Source organism: Phytomonospora sp. NPDC050363, assembly GCF_040655735.1.
Taxonomy (GTDB): domain Bacteria; phylum Actinomycetota; class Actinomycetes; order Mycobacteriales; family Micromonosporaceae; genus Phytomonospora.
The window spans coordinates 275,148-295,324 of the sequence record NZ_JBFAKK010000001.1; the positions used below are offsets into that span (position 1 = coordinate 275,148).

24 protein-coding genes are annotated in these 20,177 nt (G+C 71.9%); 16 read left to right on the forward strand and 8 right to left on the reverse strand.

What is annotated here, in order from left to right; genetic code table 11:
• Window positions 1-70: 70 nt before the first annotated feature.
• The 4 genes from AB0I28_RS01205 (at window position 71) to AB0I28_RS01220 (ending at window position 3,732) form a co-directional block, all read left to right on the forward strand.
• Window positions 71-1,423: an FtsX-like permease family protein gene (locus AB0I28_RS01205; RefSeq protein WP_357488654.1), complete on the forward strand. Its 1,353-nt coding sequence runs from the start codon at window positions 71-73 to the stop codon at window positions 1,421-1,423.
• A gap of 4 nt (window positions 1,424-1,427) precedes the next feature.
• Window positions 1,428-2,114 carry an ABC transporter ATP-binding protein gene (locus AB0I28_RS01210; RefSeq protein ID WP_357488655.1) on the forward strand — a complete coding sequence of 229 codons (687 nt, stop codon included), beginning with the start codon at window positions 1,428-1,430 and terminating at the stop codon, window positions 2,112-2,114.
• Window positions 2,115-2,408: 294 nt separating this feature from the next.
• Window positions 2,409-3,320, forward strand: coding sequence for an EamA family transporter (locus tag AB0I28_RS01215; RefSeq protein ID WP_357488656.1), 912 nt, complete (start codon window positions 2,409-2,411; stop codon window positions 3,318-3,320).
• Window positions 3,321-3,429: 109 nt separating this feature from the next.
• Entirely contained in the window at window positions 3,430-3,732 is a 303-nt protein-coding gene (locus AB0I28_RS01220; protein ID WP_357488657.1) for a hypothetical protein, read from the forward strand.
• A gap of 104 nt (window positions 3,733-3,836) precedes the next feature.
• Here AB0I28_RS01220 and AB0I28_RS01225 read toward each other — a convergent pair whose 3' ends face one another.
• Window positions 3,837-4,544: a MarR family transcriptional regulator gene (locus tag AB0I28_RS01225; RefSeq protein ID WP_357488658.1), complete on the reverse strand. Its 708-nt coding sequence runs from the start codon at window positions 4,542-4,544 to the stop codon at window positions 3,837-3,839.
• Window positions 4,545-4,654: 110 nt separating this feature from the next.
• Between AB0I28_RS01225 and AB0I28_RS01230 the strand changes: the two genes are divergently transcribed.
• A complete protein-coding gene (locus AB0I28_RS01230; RefSeq protein WP_357488659.1) occupies window positions 4,655-5,266 on the forward strand; it encodes an SDR family NAD(P)-dependent oxidoreductase in 612 nt (203 codons plus the stop codon).
• Between the two features lie 7 nt (window positions 5,267-5,273).
• Here the strand turns inward: AB0I28_RS01230 and AB0I28_RS01235 are convergent, their stop codons facing one another.
• The 4 genes from AB0I28_RS01235 to AB0I28_RS01250 are packed head-to-tail and all read right to left on the reverse strand — an operon-like array spanning window position 5,274 to window position 8,129.
• A complete protein-coding gene (locus AB0I28_RS01235; RefSeq protein WP_357488660.1) occupies window positions 5,274-5,723 on the reverse strand; it encodes an SRPBCC family protein in 450 nt (149 codons plus the stop codon).
• A 10-nt stretch (window positions 5,724-5,733) separates the two neighbouring features.
• On the reverse strand, window positions 5,734-6,426 hold the full coding sequence (locus tag AB0I28_RS01240) for an SGNH/GDSL hydrolase family protein (protein ID WP_357488661.1): 693 nt from the start codon (window positions 6,424-6,426) through the stop codon (window positions 5,734-5,736).
• Window positions 6,423-6,971, reverse strand: a complete 549-nt coding sequence (locus tag AB0I28_RS01245; RefSeq protein WP_357488662.1) for a TetR/AcrR family transcriptional regulator — start codon at window positions 6,969-6,971, stop codon at window positions 6,423-6,425. The genes AB0I28_RS01240 and AB0I28_RS01245 overlap by 4 nt, the downstream gene beginning before the upstream one ends.
• A gap of 21 nt (window positions 6,972-6,992) precedes the next feature.
• Window positions 6,993-8,129 carry a YbfB/YjiJ family MFS transporter gene (locus AB0I28_RS01250; RefSeq protein ID WP_357488663.1) on the reverse strand — a complete coding sequence of 379 codons (1,137 nt, stop codon included), beginning with the start codon at window positions 8,127-8,129 and terminating at the stop codon, window positions 6,993-6,995.
• Window positions 8,130-8,208: 79 nt separating this feature from the next.
• On the opposite strand from AB0I28_RS01250, the gene AB0I28_RS01255 reads away from it, so the two are divergent.
• Entirely contained in the window at window positions 8,209-8,817 is a 609-nt protein-coding gene (locus tag AB0I28_RS01255) for a TetR/AcrR family transcriptional regulator (RefSeq protein ID WP_357488664.1), read from the forward strand.
• The gene (locus tag AB0I28_RS01260) at window positions 8,814-9,950 is read left to right on the forward strand and encodes a serine hydrolase domain-containing protein (RefSeq protein ID WP_357488665.1); all 1,137 of its coding nucleotides are present in this window, start codon (window positions 8,814-8,816) and stop codon (window positions 9,948-9,950) included. Before AB0I28_RS01255 ends, AB0I28_RS01260 begins: the two co-directional genes overlap by 4 nt.
• A 1-nt stretch (window position 9,951) precedes the next feature.
• On the opposite strand, the gene AB0I28_RS01265 is transcribed toward AB0I28_RS01260, so the two are convergent.
• Window positions 9,952-10,560, reverse strand: a complete 609-nt coding sequence (locus AB0I28_RS01265; protein WP_357488666.1) for a TetR/AcrR family transcriptional regulator — start codon at window positions 10,558-10,560, stop codon at window positions 9,952-9,954.
• Window positions 10,561-10,623: 63 nt separating this feature from the next.
• Here AB0I28_RS01265 and AB0I28_RS01270 point away from each other — a divergent pair, with 63 nt between their 5' ends.
• The 3 genes from AB0I28_RS01270 to AB0I28_RS01280 are packed head-to-tail and all read left to right on the forward strand — an operon-like array spanning window position 10,624 to window position 12,862.
• Window positions 10,624-11,031 carry a RidA family protein gene (locus AB0I28_RS01270; protein WP_357488667.1) on the forward strand — a complete coding sequence of 136 codons (408 nt, stop codon included), beginning with the start codon at window positions 10,624-10,626 and terminating at the stop codon, window positions 11,029-11,031.
• Window positions 11,032-11,090: 59 nt separating this feature from the next.
• Window positions 11,091-11,732 carry a PAS domain-containing protein gene (locus tag AB0I28_RS01275; protein ID WP_357488668.1) on the forward strand — a complete coding sequence of 214 codons (642 nt, stop codon included), beginning with the start codon at window positions 11,091-11,093 and terminating at the stop codon, window positions 11,730-11,732.
• A complete protein-coding gene (locus AB0I28_RS01280; protein ID WP_357488669.1) occupies window positions 11,729-12,862 on the forward strand; it encodes a pyridoxal phosphate-dependent aminotransferase in 1,134 nt (377 codons plus the stop codon). Before AB0I28_RS01275 ends, AB0I28_RS01280 begins: the two co-directional genes overlap by 4 nt.
• A gap of 79 nt (window positions 12,863-12,941) precedes the next feature.
• Here the strand turns inward: AB0I28_RS01280 and AB0I28_RS01285 are convergent, their stop codons facing one another.
• Window positions 12,942-13,727, reverse strand: coding sequence for an alpha/beta hydrolase (locus tag AB0I28_RS01285; protein ID WP_357488670.1), 786 nt, complete (start codon window positions 13,725-13,727; stop codon window positions 12,942-12,944).
• Window positions 13,728-13,931: 204 nt separating this feature from the next.
• Between AB0I28_RS01285 and AB0I28_RS01290 the strand changes: the two genes are divergently transcribed.
• From AB0I28_RS01290 to AB0I28_RS01300, 3 genes are all read left to right on the forward strand, one after another.
• On the forward strand, window positions 13,932-14,369 hold the full coding sequence (locus AB0I28_RS01290) for a MarR family winged helix-turn-helix transcriptional regulator (RefSeq protein WP_357488671.1): 438 nt from the start codon (window positions 13,932-13,934) through the stop codon (window positions 14,367-14,369).
• A gap of 71 nt (window positions 14,370-14,440) precedes the next feature.
• Window positions 14,441-14,890, forward strand: coding sequence for a hypothetical protein (locus tag AB0I28_RS01295; RefSeq protein ID WP_357488672.1), 450 nt, complete (start codon window positions 14,441-14,443; stop codon window positions 14,888-14,890).
• Window positions 14,891-14,894: 4 nt separating this feature from the next.
• The gene (locus tag AB0I28_RS01300) at window positions 14,895-15,158 is read left to right on the forward strand and encodes a DUF3817 domain-containing protein (protein WP_357488673.1); all 264 of its coding nucleotides are present in this window, start codon (window positions 14,895-14,897) and stop codon (window positions 15,156-15,158) included.
• Between the two features lie 6 nt (window positions 15,159-15,164).
• Here AB0I28_RS01300 and AB0I28_RS01305 read toward each other — a convergent pair whose 3' ends face one another.
• On the reverse strand, window positions 15,165-15,617 hold the full coding sequence (locus AB0I28_RS01305) for a MarR family transcriptional regulator (protein WP_357488674.1): 453 nt from the start codon (window positions 15,615-15,617) through the stop codon (window positions 15,165-15,167).
• A 121-nt stretch (window positions 15,618-15,738) separates the two neighbouring features.
• Between AB0I28_RS01305 and AB0I28_RS01310 the strand changes: the two genes are divergently transcribed.
• The 3 genes from AB0I28_RS01310 to AB0I28_RS01320 all read left to right on the forward strand — a co-directional run bounded on the left by AB0I28_RS01310 (window position 15,739) and on the right by AB0I28_RS01320 (window position 20,079).
• The gene (locus tag AB0I28_RS01310) at window positions 15,739-17,184 is read left to right on the forward strand and encodes an MFS transporter (RefSeq protein WP_357488675.1); all 1,446 of its coding nucleotides are present in this window, start codon (window positions 15,739-15,741) and stop codon (window positions 17,182-17,184) included.
• A 149-nt stretch (window positions 17,185-17,333) separates the two neighbouring features.
• On the forward strand, window positions 17,334-18,785 hold the full coding sequence (gene argG / locus AB0I28_RS01315; RefSeq protein ID WP_357488676.1) for an argininosuccinate synthase: 1,452 nt from the start codon (window positions 17,334-17,336) through the stop codon (window positions 18,783-18,785).
• Between the two features lie 214 nt (window positions 18,786-18,999).
• Window positions 19,000-20,079: a beta-eliminating lyase-related protein gene (locus AB0I28_RS01320; protein WP_357488677.1), complete on the forward strand. Its 1,080-nt coding sequence runs from the start codon at window positions 19,000-19,002 to the stop codon at window positions 20,077-20,079.
• Window positions 20,080-20,177: the final 98 nt, after the last annotated feature.

Sequence of the window (20,177 nt, forward strand, 5' to 3'; positions counted from 1 at the left end):
TTTCGTTGGCGCCTGACGCCCGGCTCGACGCCGGTGCGTCCCCTGACCTGACTTCGTTGAGGACGACACCATGAGTGTGGCCGCACGCGGCATCAAGAACACGTTCAGAAACAAGACCCGGGGTGGCGCGGTCATCCTGGTGCTCGCCATCGTCGTGGGCCTGACCCTGTCGATGCTGGTGGCCAACGAGGCCGTGGCGAGCAGGCTCGCCACGGTCCGCGCCGAGCTGGACACCACCATCACGGCCATGCCGGCGTTCAGCCAGAACGCCGAGGAGATGGGCTACCTCAGCGCCGAACAGCTTGAGCGGGTTCGCGCGCTCGACCACGTCGCCGGCGCCGAGGGCATCGCGCAGGGCATGCTCGAACTGCCCAAGTCCGAAGAGGATCAGGCCGGTGGGCCGAAGGTGATGCTCGGCGCCCCGAACGGGGCCAAGGGCACCACGAACCTCGAGTCGGCGGTCGACGGTTCGAAGATGGGCGCCCCGGAGGGCATGAAGTTCCCGATCACCGTCACCGGCACCGACGGCAATCTCACCAGCAGGGGCGTGCCGCTGTCCGTTGTGGACGGCCGAGCGCTCGAGGCCGCCGACGAGCGCGGCGCGATCGTCAGCGACCAGGTCGCCGAGAAGAACGGGCTCGCCGTCGGCGACACCTTCACCGCCTTCGAGGAGACCTTCACCGTGGTCGGGATCGCGACCACCGGCGAGTACGACGACGTCGGCGTGGTCATGACCGCCGCGACCCTGATGGACCTCGGCGAGCTCGACGGGTACAACAACATCGTGGTCGAGGTCGACGACGTCGCCGCGCTGCCCGCCGTCGGCGACGCGCTGGGCGAGCTGCTCGGCGACACCGTCGAGATCCGCACCGAGTCGCAGTCGGCGCTGGAGGCGACACAGGGCCTGGAGAGCGTCGACCGCATCACCTGGCTGGGTTTCCTGATCTGCCTGCTGTGCGCGGCCGTGATCGTGTTCTTCACCTTGGCGCTGACCGTCCGCGAGCGGCGCAAGGAGGTCGGCGTCCTCAAGGCGATCGGCGCCACCAGCCGCGGAGTCGTCGCGCAGTTCGGGATCGAGGCGGTGACGCTCGTGCTGGCCGCGACGGTCCTCGGCCTCGGCGTGACCATGCTGACCAGCAACCTCATCGCCGACGTGCTCGTCACGACCAACACGCCCGCCGCCGAGGACACGACCGGGGCGATGACCGGCGGCGGGCCCGGGAAGGTGACCCGCGTCATGGGACCCGGCGGAGAGGAGCCGCAGTCCGCCGCCGACCTCATCGGCGAGGTCACGGCCGGACTCGGCTGGAACACCCTGGCGCTCGGCGTGGCCAGCGCCCTGGGCATCGCGCTGCTGGGCAGCGTCGTGCCCGCCTGGCTCATAGCCCGGGTCCGCCCGGCCGAAGTTCTGCGAGGGGAGTAGGGACATGCTGCAGGTCAAGGACGTCGTGAAGCGCTTCAAGTCCGGCGGGGAGGTCATCGCCGCCGTCGACGGGGTCACCTTCGAGGTCCCCGACGCGACCTTCGCGTCCATCGTGGGCAGCAGTGGCAGCGGGAAGAGCACCCTCCTGTCGCTGATGGGCGCCCTGGACGCGCCGACCAGCGGGACCATCCACGTCGGCGGTGTCGACGTGACCGCGCTGCCGCCCGGCAAGCAGGTCGCCTACCGCCGCAGCCGCATCGGTTTCGTGTTCCAGCAGTACAACCTGGTGCCGAACCTGACCGCGCTGGAGAACGTGATGCTCCCGCTGGAGTTCGCCCGCGTGCCCACCGCCGAGCGCAAGGACCGGGCGCTGACCCTCCTGCGGCAGGTCGGCCTGTCCGGCGCGAAGCTCGGGCGCCTGCCCGGCAAACTGTCCGGCGGCGAGCAGCAGCGCGTGTCGATCGCGCGGGCGCTGGCCAACCGGCCCGAGGTCATCTTCGCCGACGAGCCGACCGGGAACCTCGACAGCCGCAACGGCAAACGCATCGTCACCCTCCTGCGCGACCTGGTCGTCGCGGAGAAGACGACCGTCGTGGTCGTCACCCACGACCGCTCGGTCGCCAACCGGGCCGACATCACCTTCTCCATGCGCGACGGGAAGATCGTCCACACCAAGAACCGGGGAGTGTAGACCGCGCGGGAGTCGTGTCGGGCTTCCGCGCCCCCACCCGCCGACGGGCCTACGCCGCCCGTCGGCGGGTGCCTTCGACCCGGCGACGCACACCGGCACGCGATGTAGGGTCGCGGGCATGCGCCACGGCCACCGGATCTTCTGCACCCCGCCGCCCCGCGTCTGAGCGGGGCGTGAGCCACGTCCTTGGAAGCCCCTGACGGCACCGAGGGCCCTTCGCCGTGAACTGACGCCGACTCCGTCGCGCCCCGCTTCGACCGCGTCCCCATCACGTCGAAGCCGGAAGCCGAAACCTTGCCGAAGAACTCCCCGCGCGTTCGCGCGACCGCCGCCCGACGCGGCATCACCCTCCTCGTCCTCGCAGGTGTCCTCTGGGGCACCGGCGGCCTGTCCGGAGCCGCGCTCGCCGAGAGCGCCGGCCTGTCCTCCCCGTCGGTGGCCGCCTACCGGCTGCTGGCCGGCGGCGTCCTGCTGACCGCGTTCGCGCTGGCCACCGGCCGCCTCTCCCGACTTCCGCGCCGACGCGGCACCCTCGTGCACACAGCGCTCACCGGTGCCCTGCTGGCGGTCTTCCAGGCCTCCTTCTTCGGCGCCGTCGCGGCCACCAGCGTGAGCCTCGCGGCCCTGACCACGATGGTCGCCGTCCCCGTTCTCGTCGCCTTCGGCTCCTGCGCCCTCCAAGCGCGGCGGCCGAGCCCGGCGCTGCTCGCGGGAGTCGCCACCGCCGGACTCGGCCTGGTCCTGCTCCTGGGGGCCCCCTCGGGCGAGGGCGACGTCCTCACCGGAACCGTCCTCGCCCTCACCGCCGCGGCGGGCTTCGCGGCCGTGACGCTCAACCCGGGCGCCGCCCGCCTCGAAGGACACGAACTCGCCGTCACCGCCCTGGCCTTCCTCGCCGGCGGGTTCGTGCTGCTGCCCTTCGCAGCGGTGACCGGCATGGCCCTGCCCATGCGCCCCGAACCTCTCGCCGGACTGCTGTTCCTCGGACTCGTGCCGACCGCGATCGCCTACACCGCCTACTTCGCGGGCCTGCGTCTGACCGAGGCGAACGCGGGCGTCGTCGCGGCGCTGCTGGAACCGCTGACCTCGGTGGTCCTGTCGGTCCTGCTGTTCGGCGAGGACCTGCGCGCGGTCCAGGTCGGCGGCGTGGCACTGGTGCTCGCCTCGATCGTGATGCAGCGCCCGCGAGCGCCCCGGGAGGCGTGAGCGAGGCGGCGGCCGGGTCCGCTCGGCCGCCGCCGGCCGGAGTCACCATCCGGTAACGATCACGCTCGCGGTGTTGCCGCAGGTCATGGCGGTGATCAAACTGGCTCGAATGAGCACCGCCTGGACCCCCGAGCTGGAACTCGACGAGCGCCCCGACAGCTGCCGCCTGACGCTCGTCGGCATCACCCACGGCGACGGCGTGTCCTTGCAGGCGGCCGGCAACGACCTCCTCGACCGGCTCTTCGGCTTGGCGGTGACCATCCGCCGCAGTTCTGGCGGGCGGCCGCCGGTCCGTGGAGTGCACCGGCCCGAGGTCTGGCACTGGCTGTGGCACACCGGCGACCTCGCCCTTCGCGGCGGCGATCTGCGGGCGCGCGTCTTCGGCGAACACGAGGGCTCGCGGGCGGCTTAGAGCTTGCCTTGTGGCTGCTGCGGCGCAGTCCGGGGGCGCCCCGCGTTCCCAAGAGCGCTGCGCCCGCCGCAGCCCCGCGGCGATCCACCGGACACGCCCTGGCTCTACGACAGCGTCCGCCGCCAGTGCTCGGCGGCCTGAAGCATGTCGTGTCTGAGCAGGCGAAAGAAGCGGCCCGTCGTTTCGAGGCGGACTCCCGCGGGCGTTGCGGTGCCGATGACGGCGGCGCCCTCCTCGGCGTGGGACGCCCAGGCGATCATCGACTCGGCGCTGGCCGTCCAGGCGCGGTACCAGACGTCCTCGTACAGCGTGTAGTGCTCGCGGCGGTCGCGCCTTTCGCGGTGGACGAGTCCGCGCCGCTCCAGCCGGGCCACCGCCTTCGAGACGGAGGACGGGCTGACGTGCAGGCGGGCGACGAGCTCGGCGGCGGTGACGTCGCCCGAGTCGCGGGTGAACATGGCCGCCAGCACCCGCGCCATCATCGGCGGCACGCCGGAGCCGACCATCATCCCGGCGAAGCGGGCCTCGAAGTCGCCGACGGCCAGCGGGTCGGCGTCACCCGGCGCCGGCGGTGACGGGTCGGCCGGCCGCGGACCCGGTTTGCGGCCGGCCCTCCACTCGGCGGCCTGCTGTGCGCGGTTCGCCTGGTAGCGGCCGATGCCGCCGTTGCGGGCGACCTCCCTGCTGATGGTCGACCGGGGGCGGCCCAGCTCGCGTGCGATGTCGGCGTAGCCGCGCCCGGACGCGAGGGCTGCGGCGATGCGCCGGCGCTCCTCGTAGCTCAGCCGTGATGCGTTCATCTGCAATGTCATCGCACCAGGGTTATTGCGCTGAGCTGGGCTGATGGTGATCCTTCGTTGCGTCCGGCCGAAAGTCCGCCCTAACTTCGGCGTATGAGCACATCGCCTCCTGGAGGCTCGTCATGACATCACCGAAGATCCGCCTGGTCACCGGCGCCTCGTCGGGCATCGGGCCGGCCACGGCGCTGGAGGACGTGCCGCAGGACGCGGCCCGCGAGGAGTTCGAGGTGAACCTCTTCGCACCGGCTCGGCTGGCGCAGTTGGTGCTGCCGTATATGCGCGCGCACGGTTCGGGGACGATCGTCAACGTCTCCTCGATCGGCGGGGAGATCGCGCTGCCCCTCGGTGCCTGGTACTACGCGTCGAAGCACGCCCTCGAAGCGCTGTCGGACACCCTGCGCATGGAGGCCGGGACTTTCGGGATCGACGTCGTGCTCGTCCAGCCGGGGATCATCAAGACCGGTTTCGAGGACCGGACGGCCGCGCAGTTGAGGCGTTACTCCGGGGCGGGCGCCTACCGTGAGATGGCCGAGAAGATGGCCGACCGCAGTGAGGCGGGATTGAGCGAGGGCTCCGACCCGCAGGTGGTCGCCGACGTCATCCGGGAGGCCGTCGAGGCGGAGCGGCCGGCGACGCGCTATGCCGTCGGGTGGCTGGCCGAGAAGCTGCTGGAGCTCAACCGGACGCTGCCGGACCGCGAGTTCGACGCCCTGATGTGCCGCTCGGTGAACTGACCGGTGGCTACGGGCGCCGCGCCTCGGCCCGCCGCCGGATCGAGGTGAGCATCCGCGCCACGACGATCTTGTGCGCGCCCGAGGTGATCACCAGCGTGCGGTAGACCAGGCCGCGCAGTCCCGGGAAGTCGGCGTCGGTACGGGCGGCCAGGTCGGTCCCGCCGTCGCGCTCGGTGAGGGTGAAGGTCAGCCGGTAGCGGGAGAAGCGGTGTCGGCCGCTGAGTCGCAGCCGTTTCCCTTCGACGGCCTCGGTGACCTCGAAGCCGGGCGCGGTCGCGCCGAGGCCGGGCGGCCGGCCGAAGGCGCGGCGAGGCTCGGTGCCGACCAGGTGCGCGAAGAGGCCGGTCGCCGCCGAGGGCCTTGAGGTGAACTGCGCGGCGAGGGAGCGCCACACGGCGTCGGCCGGCGCGTCGATGAGAACGTGAGGTTCGTCGACGAACGCGGGTGCGGTGGTCATGTCCTGCTCCTCACAGTTCGATGACGTCGGCGACGGCCTCGGCCCAGCGGCGGTAGCCCGTGCCAGAGGGGTGGAAGCGGTCGCGGGCGAAGAAGTCGGCGTTCAGCGGCGTGAGCGCCGCCGAGTTGAGCCAGGTCGCGGTGGGAAACCCCGCACAGACCTGGCGGGAGACCTCGTCGAGAGCGGCCGCCCGCCGAGCCAGGTAACGGGCGAGCGAGCGCGGCAGCGAGGGGAAGGACTCGAATGGGGGCACCCCGGCGACCACGACCAGCTCCGCGCGTTCGGTCAGGCCGCCGACGATGGCGCTCAGGTCCTCGCCCCACTCGGCGAGCGGGCGGCGGCCGAGCACGTCGTTGACGCCGGCGAGGAGCACGGCGACGTCGAGACCCGAGCCCAGGCGGGGGAGGAGCCGGTGGCGGATGCGGCGGGCCGTGGCGGCGTTCTGACCGACGACCTGCCACGCGGCGGGCCTGCCCGACCGCCGGGCGAGTTCGTGGGCGAGTCCGCCGGCGAAACCTTCGGTGTGGGCGTCGACCCCGCAGCCCGCGGCGGTCGACTCGCCGAGCACGCCGACGAGGACCGGCCGGCCGTCGCCCTCGCCGGCAGTCCCGTCGAGCGGGCCGGCCGCCGGGGGAAGTTTCTCGGTGCGGGATCGGACCCACATTCCCTGGACGGCCACGAGGGGCAGCAGCAGCGGATTCACGACGGCCTCGTCTCGTCGAGGAGGCGGACGACGGCCGCGCGGCTGCCGCCGGTCAGGTCGGCGCCGACGGCCTGGAGCAGCATCACCAGCGCTCCGTCGGCGAGGAAGGCGGCCAGCGCAGGCGGCGGGGCGCCGGTGAGCCGCCCGGCCTCGGTCAGCACGGCGGTGATGAGCGAGCGGCACCGCGCCGCCACCTCCTCGTCGCCGCGGGCGAGGGCGGAGGCCTGGAGCCACAGGCCGCTGATGGTGCCGTCGGCGACGAGTTCGCGGAATCCGGCGCCCATCGCCTCGAACGGTTCGGCCGACTCCGCCGCGGCGGTCGCCCCGAACACCGCGGTGACCCGGGCCTCCATCTCGTCGAGGCAGGCGAGGAAGAAGGCCAGCTTGCTGCCGAAGAGCCGGAACACATAGGACTGCGAGACGCCGATCTCCTCGGCGACCCGCTGGATCGCGCCCGTCGTCAGGCCCTGGTCGGCGAACACGCGCATACCGACGGCGACGGCGTGCTCGCGTCGCCGGGGCGCGGTGGAACGGCTGTCTCCCATGGCCCGATGATGCCGTAGTAACTACTTACTTCCAAATTTCTCCGGGACTTTGGCACGCCCGCCGGCGACCGCCAGTATCGCCGCACCGGCACAGAGCCCGGCGGTCCACGCCAGGGCCGCCGCCGGACCGGTGCGGTCGGCGAGCGCTCCGGCCGCCCACGGCCCGAGCGATTGGCCGGCGGCGAACACGACCGTGAGTGCGGCGAGCAGGCCGGTGCCGCCGCCGAGCGCGGTGGCGCGGCCGGTCACGGCGGCCGGGACCATCATGAAGGCGCTGCCGAACAGCAGCGCGGAGGCCAGGATCAGCGGCCATGACAGCCGCGCCAGCGGCAGCGCGGCGGCGACGGCGAGGGTCGCCAGCAGCGCGGCGAGGGCGCGGGCGCCCGGCCAGGCGGTGAGCGGCTTCGTCCACAGTAGAGGCGCGAGCACGGCGCTGAGCCCGATGAGCGCCCAGGTCGCCGCGACGAGCGCGGTGGGAACCCGGTTGGCGGCGAGGTAGGCCGAAAGGAAGGTCACGTAGGCGATGTAGCCGGCGCCGAAGAGCGCGTAGGCCGTCGCCATCGGGACGATTCCCCGAGTCTTCCCGGCCGGCTTCGGCCTGTCGGCGGCCTCGACTCCACGTGCTCCCGGCGAGGCGGCCACGGTCGCGACGGCGGCCATGACGCCGAGCAGTAGCCAGCCGAGCCGCCATCGGTCGGGTGCGCCGTCGAGCAGGGGAGGGATCGCGCCACCGGTCAGTGCGACGCCGAGTCCGGCGCCGGCGAAGTAGATCGCCACCGCGCCCTTGGCGGCCAGGCGGGCGGCCAGGCTCGCGCCGGTGATGAAGACGAGGGCGCCGGTGAAGCCGCCGGCGCCCCGGATGAGGACGAGGGCGGTGTGCGAGCCGGTCAGCGCGGTCGCCGCGAGGGTGGCCGCCGTCAGTCCCATGCCCCAGCGGAACAGTGCGGCCGCGCCGAAACGGCGGGCGAGCGCCGCGGTCGCGGCCGCTCCGGCGAGATAGCCGATGCCGTTGGCGGTGGTGAGCACGCCCGCTTCGGCGAGGGTCCAGTCCAGCTCGGTGCGCATGGCCGGGACGAAGAGTCCGTAGCCGAAGCGGGCGAAACCGAGGGCGACGGCGGTGCCGAGGGCGAGCCGGAGTGCCTGTGTGCGGGGGTTCATGGGGACGTCCTGAGGTAGATCGAACCGATCGGTACGACCCAACCGTAGAGGACATCGAACCGCTCGGTACGATCAGGTCATGCCAGTCGCGAAGGGAACATCGCTCGACCCCGTACGCACCCGCGAGTCAATGCTCGCCGCGGCCACGGTCCTGCTCTATGAGCGCGGCCTCGACGGCGTCGGCGTCAGCGAGCTGTGCAAGGCCGTCGGCGCCTCGAAGGAGACGCTCTACCGGCACTTCGGGTCGAAGGAGGGCCTCGTCGCCGCCGTCCTTCAGGCCCGCAGTGACCGCGTCATCCGATGGATCACCGAAGCCGCCGAGGCGGCCGGTCCCGAGCCGCGGGCGCGACTCGCCGCCGTCTTCGACGCCCTCGGCGGCTGGTACGCCGAACCCGGTTTCCGGGGCTGCGCCATCGTCAACGCCGCCACCCAGCACCACCACGACCCCGCCCGGACCGTCGCGTCCGCGCACCTCGGCCGCTACCTCGAACTGCTCTCCGGCATCGCCGCCGACGCCGGGTCAACCCGTCCCGAGCGTCTCGGCAGGCAGCTGCTGATCCTCCTCGAAGGCGCGACCGTCGTCGCCGACCACCACGACCCCGACGGCACCACCGCCGCCGACGCGAAGGCAGCCGCCCTCGCGCTTCTCGCCACCGTTTCGCCCTCACCCCGAAAGCAGGCCGCATGACCGTCAACGGCACCACCGCACCGGGCTTCGAAGCCGTCGCCGACGCCTTCGCCGCCAACTTCTCCGTCCACGGTGAACTCGGCGCCGCCTTCACCGCCTACCGCGACGGCGAGCTGGTCGCCGACCTCTGGGGCGGTGCGGCCGACCGGGATACCGGCCGTGCGTGGACCCCCGACACCTTGCAGCTCATCTTCTCGGGCGCGAAGGGGCTCACCACCGCCTGCGTGCTCCTGCTCGCCGAACGCGGTGCGCTCGACCTCGACGCACCCGTGGCCCGCTACTGGCCGGAGTTCGCCGCCGCGGGGAAGTCCCGCATCACCGTTCGCGAGGTCCTCAGCCATCAGGCCCGCCTCCCCGGTGTCGGCGAGCCGCACGATTACGCCGACTGGCTGGACCACGCGACCATGGCGGGGCTGCTCGCCGCGCAGGCTCCGGTCGACGACCCGCGGGCCGGGTTCGCCTACCACGCGGTCACCTTCGGCTGGCTCACCGGAGAGCTCGTCCTGCGTGTCGACGGCCGCTCGATCGGCACGTTCTTCGCCGAGGAGTTCGCCGCCCCGCTCGGTCTCGACGTGTTCATGGGCCTGCCTGACGAGCACCACCACCGCGCGTCCATCATGGTCGGCGCGCCCGGGGTCCTCGCCGACGTCCCGGCCGACGAGTCCGACCCGCTGCTCGTGCTGACCCGCAACATCCTCGTGGGATCCGAGGGCCCGGGCATCTGGAACGACCCCGCCTTCCGGCGTACCGAGCAGGCCGCGATCGGTGTCCACGCCAGCGCGCGTGGGATGGCCCGCTTCTACGCCTGCCTCGCCCGGGGCGGTGAGCTCGACGGCGTGCGCGTGCTGAAGGAGTCCACAGTGGAGGCCGGCCGCCGCGAGGTCCGGCGCGGCATCGAACCCACCTGGAACGGGCCCATGGTCTACGGGACGGGCTTCGAGCTGCAGAACGAGTCGCTGCGCTTCGGAGCGCCGGTGGACGCCTTCGGCCACGCGGGCTGGGGCGGATCGCGCCACGCGGCCTGGCCGGAGCAGAGGATCGGGTACTCCTACGTCATGAACGAGATCCGCACGGCCGTGCCCGACCGGCGGCCCCTCGACCTGCTCGACGCGCTGTACAAGTCGGCCGCCTGAGTCAGTGCGGTGTCCAGCCGCTCTCGACCGAGCGGCGGCACGCGGCGGCCTCGTCGCCGCACGAGGTGAACAGCGCGGCCAGCATCGGGACCGCGTTGCCGAGAGCCTGCCGGGGGAGCGGTCCGTTGACGACGAGGGAAGCCAGGCCGTGTCCGATCGTCCAGCTCTGGACGGCGAGCCCGGCGGCGTCGACGTCGGTCCGGAAGCGGCCGACGCCCTTGGCGCGCTCGACGGCCTCGACGAGGGCGTGGAGGGTCGCGTCGGCGGCGGCCGGATCCTCGAGTTCGAAGCCGGCGTCGAACATGACGCGGTAGAGGTCGGGTTCGGCGAGGGCGTTGGCCAGGTAGGCCGCGCCGAGGGCGGCGAGGTCGCGCACCGGGTCCTCGGTCCGGGGGACCTCGGCCAGCCGGGCCGCCAGGCGGCCGAAGCCCTCCTGGCGCATCGCCTTCCAGAGCCCGTCCATGCCGCCGAAGTAGGTGTAGACGGCCATGGTGGACGCTCCGGTCCCGGCGACCAGGGACCGGAGCGTCACCGGCTGCCGCTCGCGCAGCATCTGGGCGGCGCGCTGGATGAGCTTCGCGCGTACCGCCGGATCCTTCGTTCTCACCATGACCCCAACAATACATAGCGCTGCTATGCTTTGGGGCATCGACCGTCCGACGAAGGAGTCACGATGACGATCACCCTGGTCAACCCCGACTGCCTGCCCAAGCCCGACGTCTACCGTCAGCTGTCCATCGCCACCGGCTCGCGGCTGGTGTTCCTGGCCGGACAGGTCGCCCGCGACGCCGAGGGCCGGCCCGTCGGCGCCGGTGACTTCGCCGCCCAGGTCGAACAGGCCTACCTCAACATCGGCCGGGCGCTGGCCGAGATCGGCGGCTCATTCGACGACGTGGCGAAACTGACGATCTACGTCGTCGACTGGAGCCCGGAGAAGTACCCGCTGCTGGGGGAGGGCGTCGCGAGGGCGGCGGCCGAGCTAGGCGTCGACCCCGTCAAGCCGATCACTCTGCTGGGCGTCGCCGCGCTCGGCGAGCCCGACCTGATGGTGGAGGTGGAGGCGACGGCGGTGCTGGACTGAGCGGGGCCCGCCCGGAAGCGGCCTGGACAGACTGTCCGGCCCGGACGTATCGTCCGGGCATGCGTGCGAGCGAGCCGGCCGACGACCGCGTCCGAACCTGGTCACCGGTATGCCGCGCGGTCGCGGCCCTCCTCGGCCCCTACGCCGAAGTGGTCCTCCACGACGCCGCCACCGACCGCGTCCTCGCCATCTGGAACCCGATGACGGCGCGCGCCCCGGGAGACCCCTCGCTGCTCGGCGAACTCGACGACCTCGACCCCGCCGCCGAGGACGTCTTCGGCCCCTACGAGAAGGTCCTCGCCGACGGCCGCCGCCTTTCGTCGGTCAGCGCCGTTCTCCGCGACGCCGAGGGGGAACCGTCGGCCGTCCTGTGCGTGAACCTCGACCGCACCCCGCTCGACCAGGCCGCCGCGGTCCTCGCCGGCTTCGCCGCACCGAGAACGCGGCGACCCGAACCGCTCTTCGAGCGGGACTGGCCCGAGCGCGTCCACCGGATCGTCGGCGGCTTCGTCCACGAGAGCGGCCGGCCCGTCGAACGCCTCACCCGCGAAGACCGCCTCACCGTCGTCGCCCGCCTCGACGACGCCGGCGTCTTCGCCCTGCGCCGCTCGGCACCCGAGGTCGCCCGCGCCCTCCAGACCTCCCGATCCACCCTCTACGCCCTGCTCGCCGAGCACCGGGCACGAAGGAGCCCGCGATGACCCGCCTGCCCGAGTTCCGGCTGGAGACCTACTTCTCGCGCTGGGAGTTCACCGCGCGACACCACCTCACCGCCTCCGACGCGCAGAGCATGTCGCTGCGCGAACTCCTCGAACTCGCCGACGACGCCGACCGCGATGCCTTCGAGAACCTCCACCTCGGCTACACCGAGACCTTCGGCGACCCGGGGCTGCGCGCGGCGATCGCCGAGGGCTACTACGACGTCGGCCCCGACGACGTCCTGTGCGTCGCGGGGGCCGAGGAGGGCCTGTTCCTGGCGATGAACGTCCTCCTCGACGCCGGTGACCACGCCGTCGTCGTCACCCCGAACTACCAGGCCGCCGAGACCGTCCCGCTGTCCTTGTGCGAGGTCACCGGCGTCGCCCTCGATCCCGAGCGCGACTGGGCGCTCGACCTCGACCGCGTCCGCGCGGCGATGCGCCCCAACACCCGTGTGGTGTCGGTGAACTTCCCCAACAACCCCACCGGCAAGGTCATCTCCCGAGCCGACTTCGCCGAGCTGTCCACGCTCTGCGCCGAACGCGGTGTCCACCTTTTCAGCGACGAGGTCTACCGCGGCCTCGAACTCGACCCCGCGCGCCGGCTGCCGCAGGCCGCCGACCTCGCCGACTCGGCGCTCTCGTTGAACGTGACCTCGAAGGCACTGGGCCTGCCGGGCCTGCGGATCGGCTGGATCGCCTGCCGGGACCGTGAACTGCGCTCGCGTCTCGAACGCGCCAAGCACTACACGACCATCTGCAACTCCGCCCCGAGCGAGGTGCTGGCCCGCATCGCTTTGAAGGCGAGCGAGACCATTCTGGACCGCAACCGCGCCCTGATCGCGGCCTCCCTTCCTCTCTTCGACGACTTCTTCGCCGAGTTCGCCGCCGACTTCGAGTGGCGGGCGCCCGACGGCGGCTGTGTCGCCTACCCCCGCTACCTCGGCGCGGACGGTGTCGAGGACTTCTGCGCCCGCCTGGTCGAGGAGGCGGGTGTGCTGCTGCTGCCCGCGAGCATCTACCGCTCCGAGCTGACGCCCACACCCACCGATCGCTTCCGCATCGGGGTCGGCCGCGCCCACCCCGAGCAGGGTCTGGACGCCCTCGCGAAGTGGATGCGCGAGCGCCGCTGAGGCGGCCCTTCCGCGGCGACTGCGCCGCCCGGTCCGCCGTCCCCGCCAAGGGGCGCGCAGGCGACGGCGTCAAGCGGCCTCAGCCGAGGAACTCCCTGATCCGCGCGGTCCAGGTCCGCACGTCGTCGACAGTGGACGACACGTGCAGTTCGGAGCCGCCGATGAGCTCGTGCAGGCGCTCGGCGGTGGCCACCGGGTGCAGGGGATCGGTCTCCCAGGTCAAGATCAGCGTTGGGTGGGTGATCGTCGCGATCGCCTCGGGGGAGGGCAGGTCGGACTCGCCTATGCCGCGCAGGATCGATGGCAGCAGTTCGTCGTCGACGTCGGGGGACAGGTCGAAGCTCGGGTGGTCGGCGAAGATCGGCAGTGGCTCGCCGTTCGCCCACTGCTCGCGCCACCGGGCCGCGCCGTTGCGCTCGATCTCGCCGGCGGTCCGCGTGTACCAGTGCCGAAGCCGCTCCGGGCCGGTCTCCCAGGCGACCGGCGGGATCATCACGACGAGGCGCCGGAAGCGCCGGGGCGCCTCGATCGCGGCGCGCAGCGCCGTGTCGCAGCCCAGGGACGAGCCGGTGAAGTCGATCGGCTCCTCGATGCCGGCGGCGTCGAGGAGGCCGAGCAGGTCGGCGGTGAAGTTCTCGAAGCGGTAGTCGGCCGGGACCGGCCTGCCGGTGGAATGCCCGTGCCCCCGGGCGTCGTAGGCGAGCATGCGGCGGCCGTCGGCGAGGGCTTCGAGATCGAGCAGGTCGAGCCGGGCGACGGCCGCGCGGCTGAGGAAGACGCCGTGCGCGTAGCCGAGCGGAGCGCCGGCCCCGGTGACCTGGTAGGCGATGGTGGCGCCGGCGCGGGTGTACCGCTGATCGTCCATTGTGTTCTCCCGTTCGGGGTTCGGGTATCCGCGGCCGATCGTACATACCAAACGGGGGTATCGTATAGGTGTGGAGCGAAATCCCTGCCGCTCACGGGAAAGCGGCCTCCGCGGACGATGTCGGCACCCCCGACACCGCAGGCCTCGCCGAACTGGCCGTCCGGTCGGGCGGTCGGAGTGCGGCCGGTAGGGGAAACTGGGGGCGTGACCTCCGACGACGACCGCCCGCGCCCGCCCGTGACCAGCACTTCGATCATCGTGCTGACCCTCGCCCGGCGGATCGAGACCGAGCTGAACGCCGGACTGGCCCCGCTGGAGCTGACCGTCGCCAGGCTCGGGCTGCTCGGTCACATCTCGGCGGTTCCCGGCGCGTCCTTCTCGGAGCTGGCGCGCATGTCGGGCACGACCGTCCAGAGTGTCCACTCGGCGGTGAAGTCGCTGGTCGCTTCCGGTCTCGTGCGCGACCACACCGCCAGAGCCGGTTCGGCATCGACGATCGAGCTCACCGAGGAGGGCGGCCGCCTGCTCACCGCCGCCAAGGGCGTGGTGAGCGAGGTCGACGAGCGCCTGTTCGGCGCCGACGCCGACCCGATCCAGCGGCGCGTCGGCGAGGGCGTGCGCGCGGCCTTCGGCTCTCCCTGACTCCATCGACCTTCAACTAGGTTGAAGCCATGGGTTAGGCTTCAGGTTGCCTGAAGGTTGGAGGAGCAATCATGCAGCACGTCCTGCTGTCGATACACGTACTCGCCGGGATCGTCTTCGTCGGAGGCTCGGCCGTCGCCACGAGCCTCTTCCCCCGCTACGCCCCCGTCGCCGACCCCGAACCCGGCTCGCCGCGCAACGCCGCCGTCGCCGCCGCGCTGCACCGGATCACCGGCGGTTACGCGCTCGCCGGGATCATCGTCCCCGTCGTCGGCATCACCCTCGCCCTGGTGCAGGGCCGCATGGGCGAGATCTGGATAGCCGTCGCGATGGTCCTCACCGGCCTCGCCGCGATCCTGCTGGCCGCCCAGATCCACCCCCGCCAGCGCGAGGCGCTCAAAGAGCCGGGAGAGGTGCGGCCGCTCAAGCGGTTGGCGATGCTCGCCGGCGTCTACAACCTGGTCTGGGCGGTGGTCGTGGTGCTCATGATCGTCCGGCCCGGCTACACCCCGGCGGCCTGAGGTCGTGCGCGCCCTGCGTATCGCGGCGCTGCTCGAAGCCTTGTCGCCGGCGGTGCTGCTGGTGAACCTGGCCACCGTCCACGCCGAAACCGTCACCCGTCTCGGCGGTCCGCTGCACGGGACGTCCTACGTCGCCGTCGTCATCACGACGGCGCTGGTCCCGAAGGCCCGAGGCTCAGGGGCGGGATGGCTGTCCGTCATTCCGGGCGTCGGCGGTCTGCTGGCGCGGCGGCGGCTGCGGACGCGGGAGCTCACGCGCACCGGTTAGCCGACCTCACGGGTGCGGCCAGTGCCGCCCGTCGAGCTGCTCGATGCTGGTGTTGAAGCGCTTCAGGATCGTCGCGAACTCCATGACCTCCTCGGTCGTCCAGTCCGCCAGGACCTTCTCCAGTCCCTGCGTGTTCCGGGTGCGGTCGGCGTCGAGACGCCGCTCGCCCTCGGCGGTGATGCGGAACTTGCGGGCGATGCCTCCGTCGGGGTCGGGGATGCGTTCGACGAGTCCGTCGCGCAGCATCGCCGAGGTCTGCCGGTTGAGGGTGGAGGCGTCGAGGCCGAAGGCGTCGCTGAGCTGGCCGATGGACATCGCGCCGTCGAGCCGGATGCGCGTGAGCAGGAGGTAGGCGCTGCGTTCGAGGCGTCCTTCGCCCGTTCGGCTCGGCGCCCGCAGATGGATGTGCCTGCCGAGGAGCATGGTCTCGAACTCGATGAGGTGCGTCGGCTTGTCCACGGCTCTCCCTCCCGGCGTCTCCTGTTACGTATACCACACGGTATGTAGCCTGCAATCAATATGTATCTTACATAGAGTGTGTAGGCTGCACATTGCTTCATCGTCGATCAAGGGAGATTTCGTGGACGGCACCGAGCCCGCCACCCGACCCGGCGCCATCGTCGCCGTACTGGCCTTCGCGGGCATCGTCGCCGCGCTCATGCAGACCCTCGTCGTACCGCTGATCGGTGAACTGCCGACCATGCTCGGCACCACCCCGTCGAACGCCTCCTGGGTCATCACCGCGACCTTGTTGGCGGCCGCCGTCGCCACGCCGGTCGCCGGTCGACTCGGCGACATGTACGGCAAGCGCCGCATGCTGCTGATCTCCACCCTGCCTCTCATCGTCGGCTCGGTCGTGTGCGCGCTGTCCGACTCGGTGGTCCCGATGATCGCCGGACGCGGACTCCAGGGGCTCGGCATGGGTGTCGTCCCACTCGGCATCAGCCTCCTGCGCGACGTCGTCGCGACCGAGAAGCTCGGCGCGGCCATCGCCACGATGAGCGCGTCCATGGGTGTCGGCGGCGCGCTGGGCCTGCCGCTGTCGGCGGCCGTCGCCGAGAACCTGGACTGGCGCGCGCTTTTCTGGAGCGCCGCCGTGCTCGGTGCCCTCGTGGCCGTGCTCATCGCCCGCTTCGTCCCCGCCGGGCGGACCGCCCCCGACGCCGGGCGCTTCGACCCGCTGGGCGCCGTGGGACTCGGCGTCGGTCTCGTCGCGCTGCTGCTCGCCGTCTCCAAGGGTTCCGACTGGGGCTGGACCTCCGGCACCACGCTGGGTCTGCTCGGACTCGCCGCCGTCGTCCTGCTCGCCTGGGCGTGGTGGGAGCTGCGCACCCGCGATCCTCTGGTCGACCTGCGCGTCACCGCGCGCCCGCAGATCCTGATGACGAACGCGGCCTCGATCCTGGTCGGCTTCGCCATGTACGCCCAGTCGCTGATCGTGCCGCAGCTGCTCCAGCTTCCGGTCGCGACCGGATACGGCCTCGGCCAGTCGATGATGGCCATGGGGCTGTGGATGGCCCCCGCCGGGCTGATGATGATGATCCTCGCGCCGCTGGGCGCCCGCCTCTCGGCCGCGCGGGGCCCGAAGGTCACCCTCGCCGTCGGCAGTCTCGTGATCGCCGTCGGCTACGCGTCGTCGATGCCGCTGCTGGGCTCGACCTGGGGGCTGCTCGTGGTCACGCTCATCTGCAGCACGGGCGTCGGACTCGCCTACGGGGCCATGCCCGCGCTCATCATGGGGGCGGTGCCGCGCTCGGAGACCGCCTCGGCCAACAGCTTCAACACGCTGATGCGATCCATCGGGTCCTCCGTCTCGGCCGCCGTCATGGGCGTGGTCCTCGCTCAGCTCACCACCGACTTCGGCGGGCACCTGCTGCCCTCGGAGACGGGGTTTCGCACCGGACTGCTCATCGGCTGCGGAGTGGCGCTGGCGGCGGCGCTGACCGCTCTGGCGATCCCCGTCAAGCCGGCGCCCGTCGAGGAGCAGGCCCTCCCATCGGAGCCGCTGGCGGCCGCCGCCCGCTGACAGAACTCGTGCCGCCCGCTTCCTGCACTCGGGGGCGGGCGGCCTTTTGTCCGGAAGATCGCATTCAGCGGACACTTCTTTCGGACTCGACACGCTGTGATCGGGATCCCATTGCATGATCATGCACTGCTATGCATATACTCTTACTCGTGTCTAAGGTCCTTTCTTCTCTTCCTGTCGGTGAACGCGTCGGGATCGCCTTCTCCGGCGGCCTCGACACCTCGGTGGCGGTCGCGTGGATGCGCGAAAAGGGCGCGATCCCGTGCACCTACACCGCCGAGATCGGCCAGTACGACGAACCCGACATCGCATCGGTCCCCGGCCGCGCGACGACCTACGGCGCCGAGGTGGCCAGGCTCGTCGACTGCCGCGCCGCCCTCGTCGAAGAGGGTCTGGCCGCGCTGGCCTGCGGGGCGTTCCACATCCGCTCGGGCGGTCGCACCTACTTCAACACCACGCCGCTGGGGCGCGCCGTGACCGGCACGCTGCTGGTCCGCGCGATGCTCGACGACGGCGTGCAGATCTGGGGCGACGGCTCCACCTTCAAGGGCAACGACATCGAGCGGTTCTACCGCTACGGCCTGCTGGCCAACCCGTCGCTGCGGATCTACAAGCCGTGGCTCGACGCGGGCTTCGTCAGCGAACTCGGCGGCCGCACCGAGATGTCGCAGTGGCTGCTCGCCCGCGACCTGCCGTACCGCGACAGTGTCGAGAAGGCCTACTCGACCGACGCCAACATCTGGGGCGCCACGCACGAGGCGAAGTCCCTGGAGCACCTCGACGCCAGCATCGAGCTCGTCGAGCCGATCATGGGCGTGCGCTTCTGGGACCCGGCCGTCGAGATCCTCACCGAGGACGTCACGATCGGCTTCGAGCAGGGCCGGCCGGTGACCGTCAACGGCAAGGAGTACGAGTCGGCCGTCGACCTGGTGATGGAGGCCAACGTGATCGGCGGCCGCCACGGGCTCGGCATGTCCGACCAGATCGAGAACCGCATCATCGAGGCCAAGAGCCGGGGCGTGTACGAGGCGCCCGGCATGGCGCTGCTGCACGCCGCCTACGAGCGGCTCGTCAACGCCGTCCACAACGAGGACACCCTGGCCAGCTACCACAACGAGGGCCGGCGGCTCGGCCGTCTGCTCTACGAGGGCCGCTGGCTCGACCCGCAGGCCCTGATGCTGCGCGAGTCCCTCCAGCGCTGGGTCGGCATGGCCGTCACCGGCGAGGTGACGCTGCGGCTGCGCCGGGGTGAGGACTACTCCGTCCTCGACACCACCGGCCCCTCCTTCAGCTACCACCCTGACAAGCTGTCGATGGAGCGCACCGAGGACTCCGCCTTCGGTCCCGTCGACCGCATCGGCCAGCTGACCATGCGCAACCTCGACATCGCCGACTCCCGCGCGAGGCTGGAGCAGTACGCCGGACTCGGCATGGTCGGCAGCCCGCAGCCGGCGCTGATGATCGGCGCCGCGCAGGCGGCCTCCACCGGGCTCATCGGCGCCATGCCCGCCGGCGGCGCCGAGGCCATCGCATCGCGCGGGGAGACCTCCTTCGAGGAAGAGCTGCTCGACTTCGCCGCGATCGAGTCGGGCACCGACTAGGCCGTGTCCGGGTGAGCACTGCGGGGCTGCGGCGGACTCGCACCCACAAGGCCACCAGGACACGCGCTAGGCCGCACGGACGGCCGGCTGAATTGACGACCGGCCGCGCGCCCTTGGGTGCGCGGCCGGCGGTCTCACGGCCAGTGGTGCTCGCCGCCGGACCAGCACCCCGGTCCGGCACCGTGGGCCCGGCTGCGTTGGCAGGATGGACGCCATGACCTCCCGACCCCAGATCCGCCGCTCGCTCAGCTCCCACTCGCCGCTGCGCCGCAACCCCCGCGCCGTCCTCGCCCGCCTCATCGAACGCCCTGAGGTGGACGCGCCGGCCTACGGCCCGGGCAACCCCATGGACGTCCTTGAGCGGCGCGTCGCCGAGATCCTCGGCAAGGAGGAGGCCCTGTTCTTCCCCACGGGAGCGATGGCGCAGCAGGTCGCCCTGCGGATCCACGCGGAGGCGAGCGGGCGCAAGGGCTTCGCGGCCCACCCGGCCAACCACCTCGACCTCTGGGAGCAGCAGGGCTACGACGTCGTGCACGGCCTGCACTTCCACCGCGTCGGCGACGCCAACGAACTGATGACCGACGAGGACCTCGCCGCCCTCGGCGAACCCGTCGCCGCCGTCTTGTGGGAGCTGCCGCAGCGTGAGATCGGCGGGCTCATGCCCGCATGGGAGGACCTGCGCGAACAGGTCGCCACCGCCCGCGCCGCCGGCGCCGCGACCCACCTCGACGGAGCCCGTCTGTGGGAGGCGCAGACCTGCTACGACCGGCCCTTCGCCGAGATCGCCGACCTCTTCGACACCGTCTACGTGTCCCTCTACAAGGGAATCCAAGGAGTCCGCGGCGCCGTTCTCGCCGGCGACGCCGCGGTCGTCGCCGAGGCGAAGGTCTGGCGGACCCGCCTCGGCGGCCAGATCCCCGACGCCTGGCCGCTCGCGCTCGCCGCCCTCGACGGGCTGGACAACGTGCTGCCGCGCATGGCCGAGTTCCGTCGGCACGCGGTCGCGCTCGCCGAGGCGATCAACGCCGACGGGATCGCCCGGACGGTCCCGGAGGTGCCGCAGACGCCGCTGTTCCACGTGCACCTGCCGGTCGGCCGGCGGGCGGCGGTCGAGGCGAGTTCGGCGATCCTGGAGGAGACGGGCTCACACCTGTTCGGCGGGGCGCGTTCGACGCCGCTGCCGGACCGCTGCCTCTTCGAGGTGAGCGTCGGGGAGAACGCGATGGAGTTCGAACCGGCCGAGCTGGCGGTGCTGCTGCGCGAGCTGGTCGAGCGGGCGCGGAAGAACGGGTGACGGCGGCATCGTGGAGGAGCGGGTCGGCTTCGCGTCGACGTGAAGCCGCGCGTAGGCACGGGGGGAGCCCGAGCGTGACGGGGGAGCGCACAACCGGC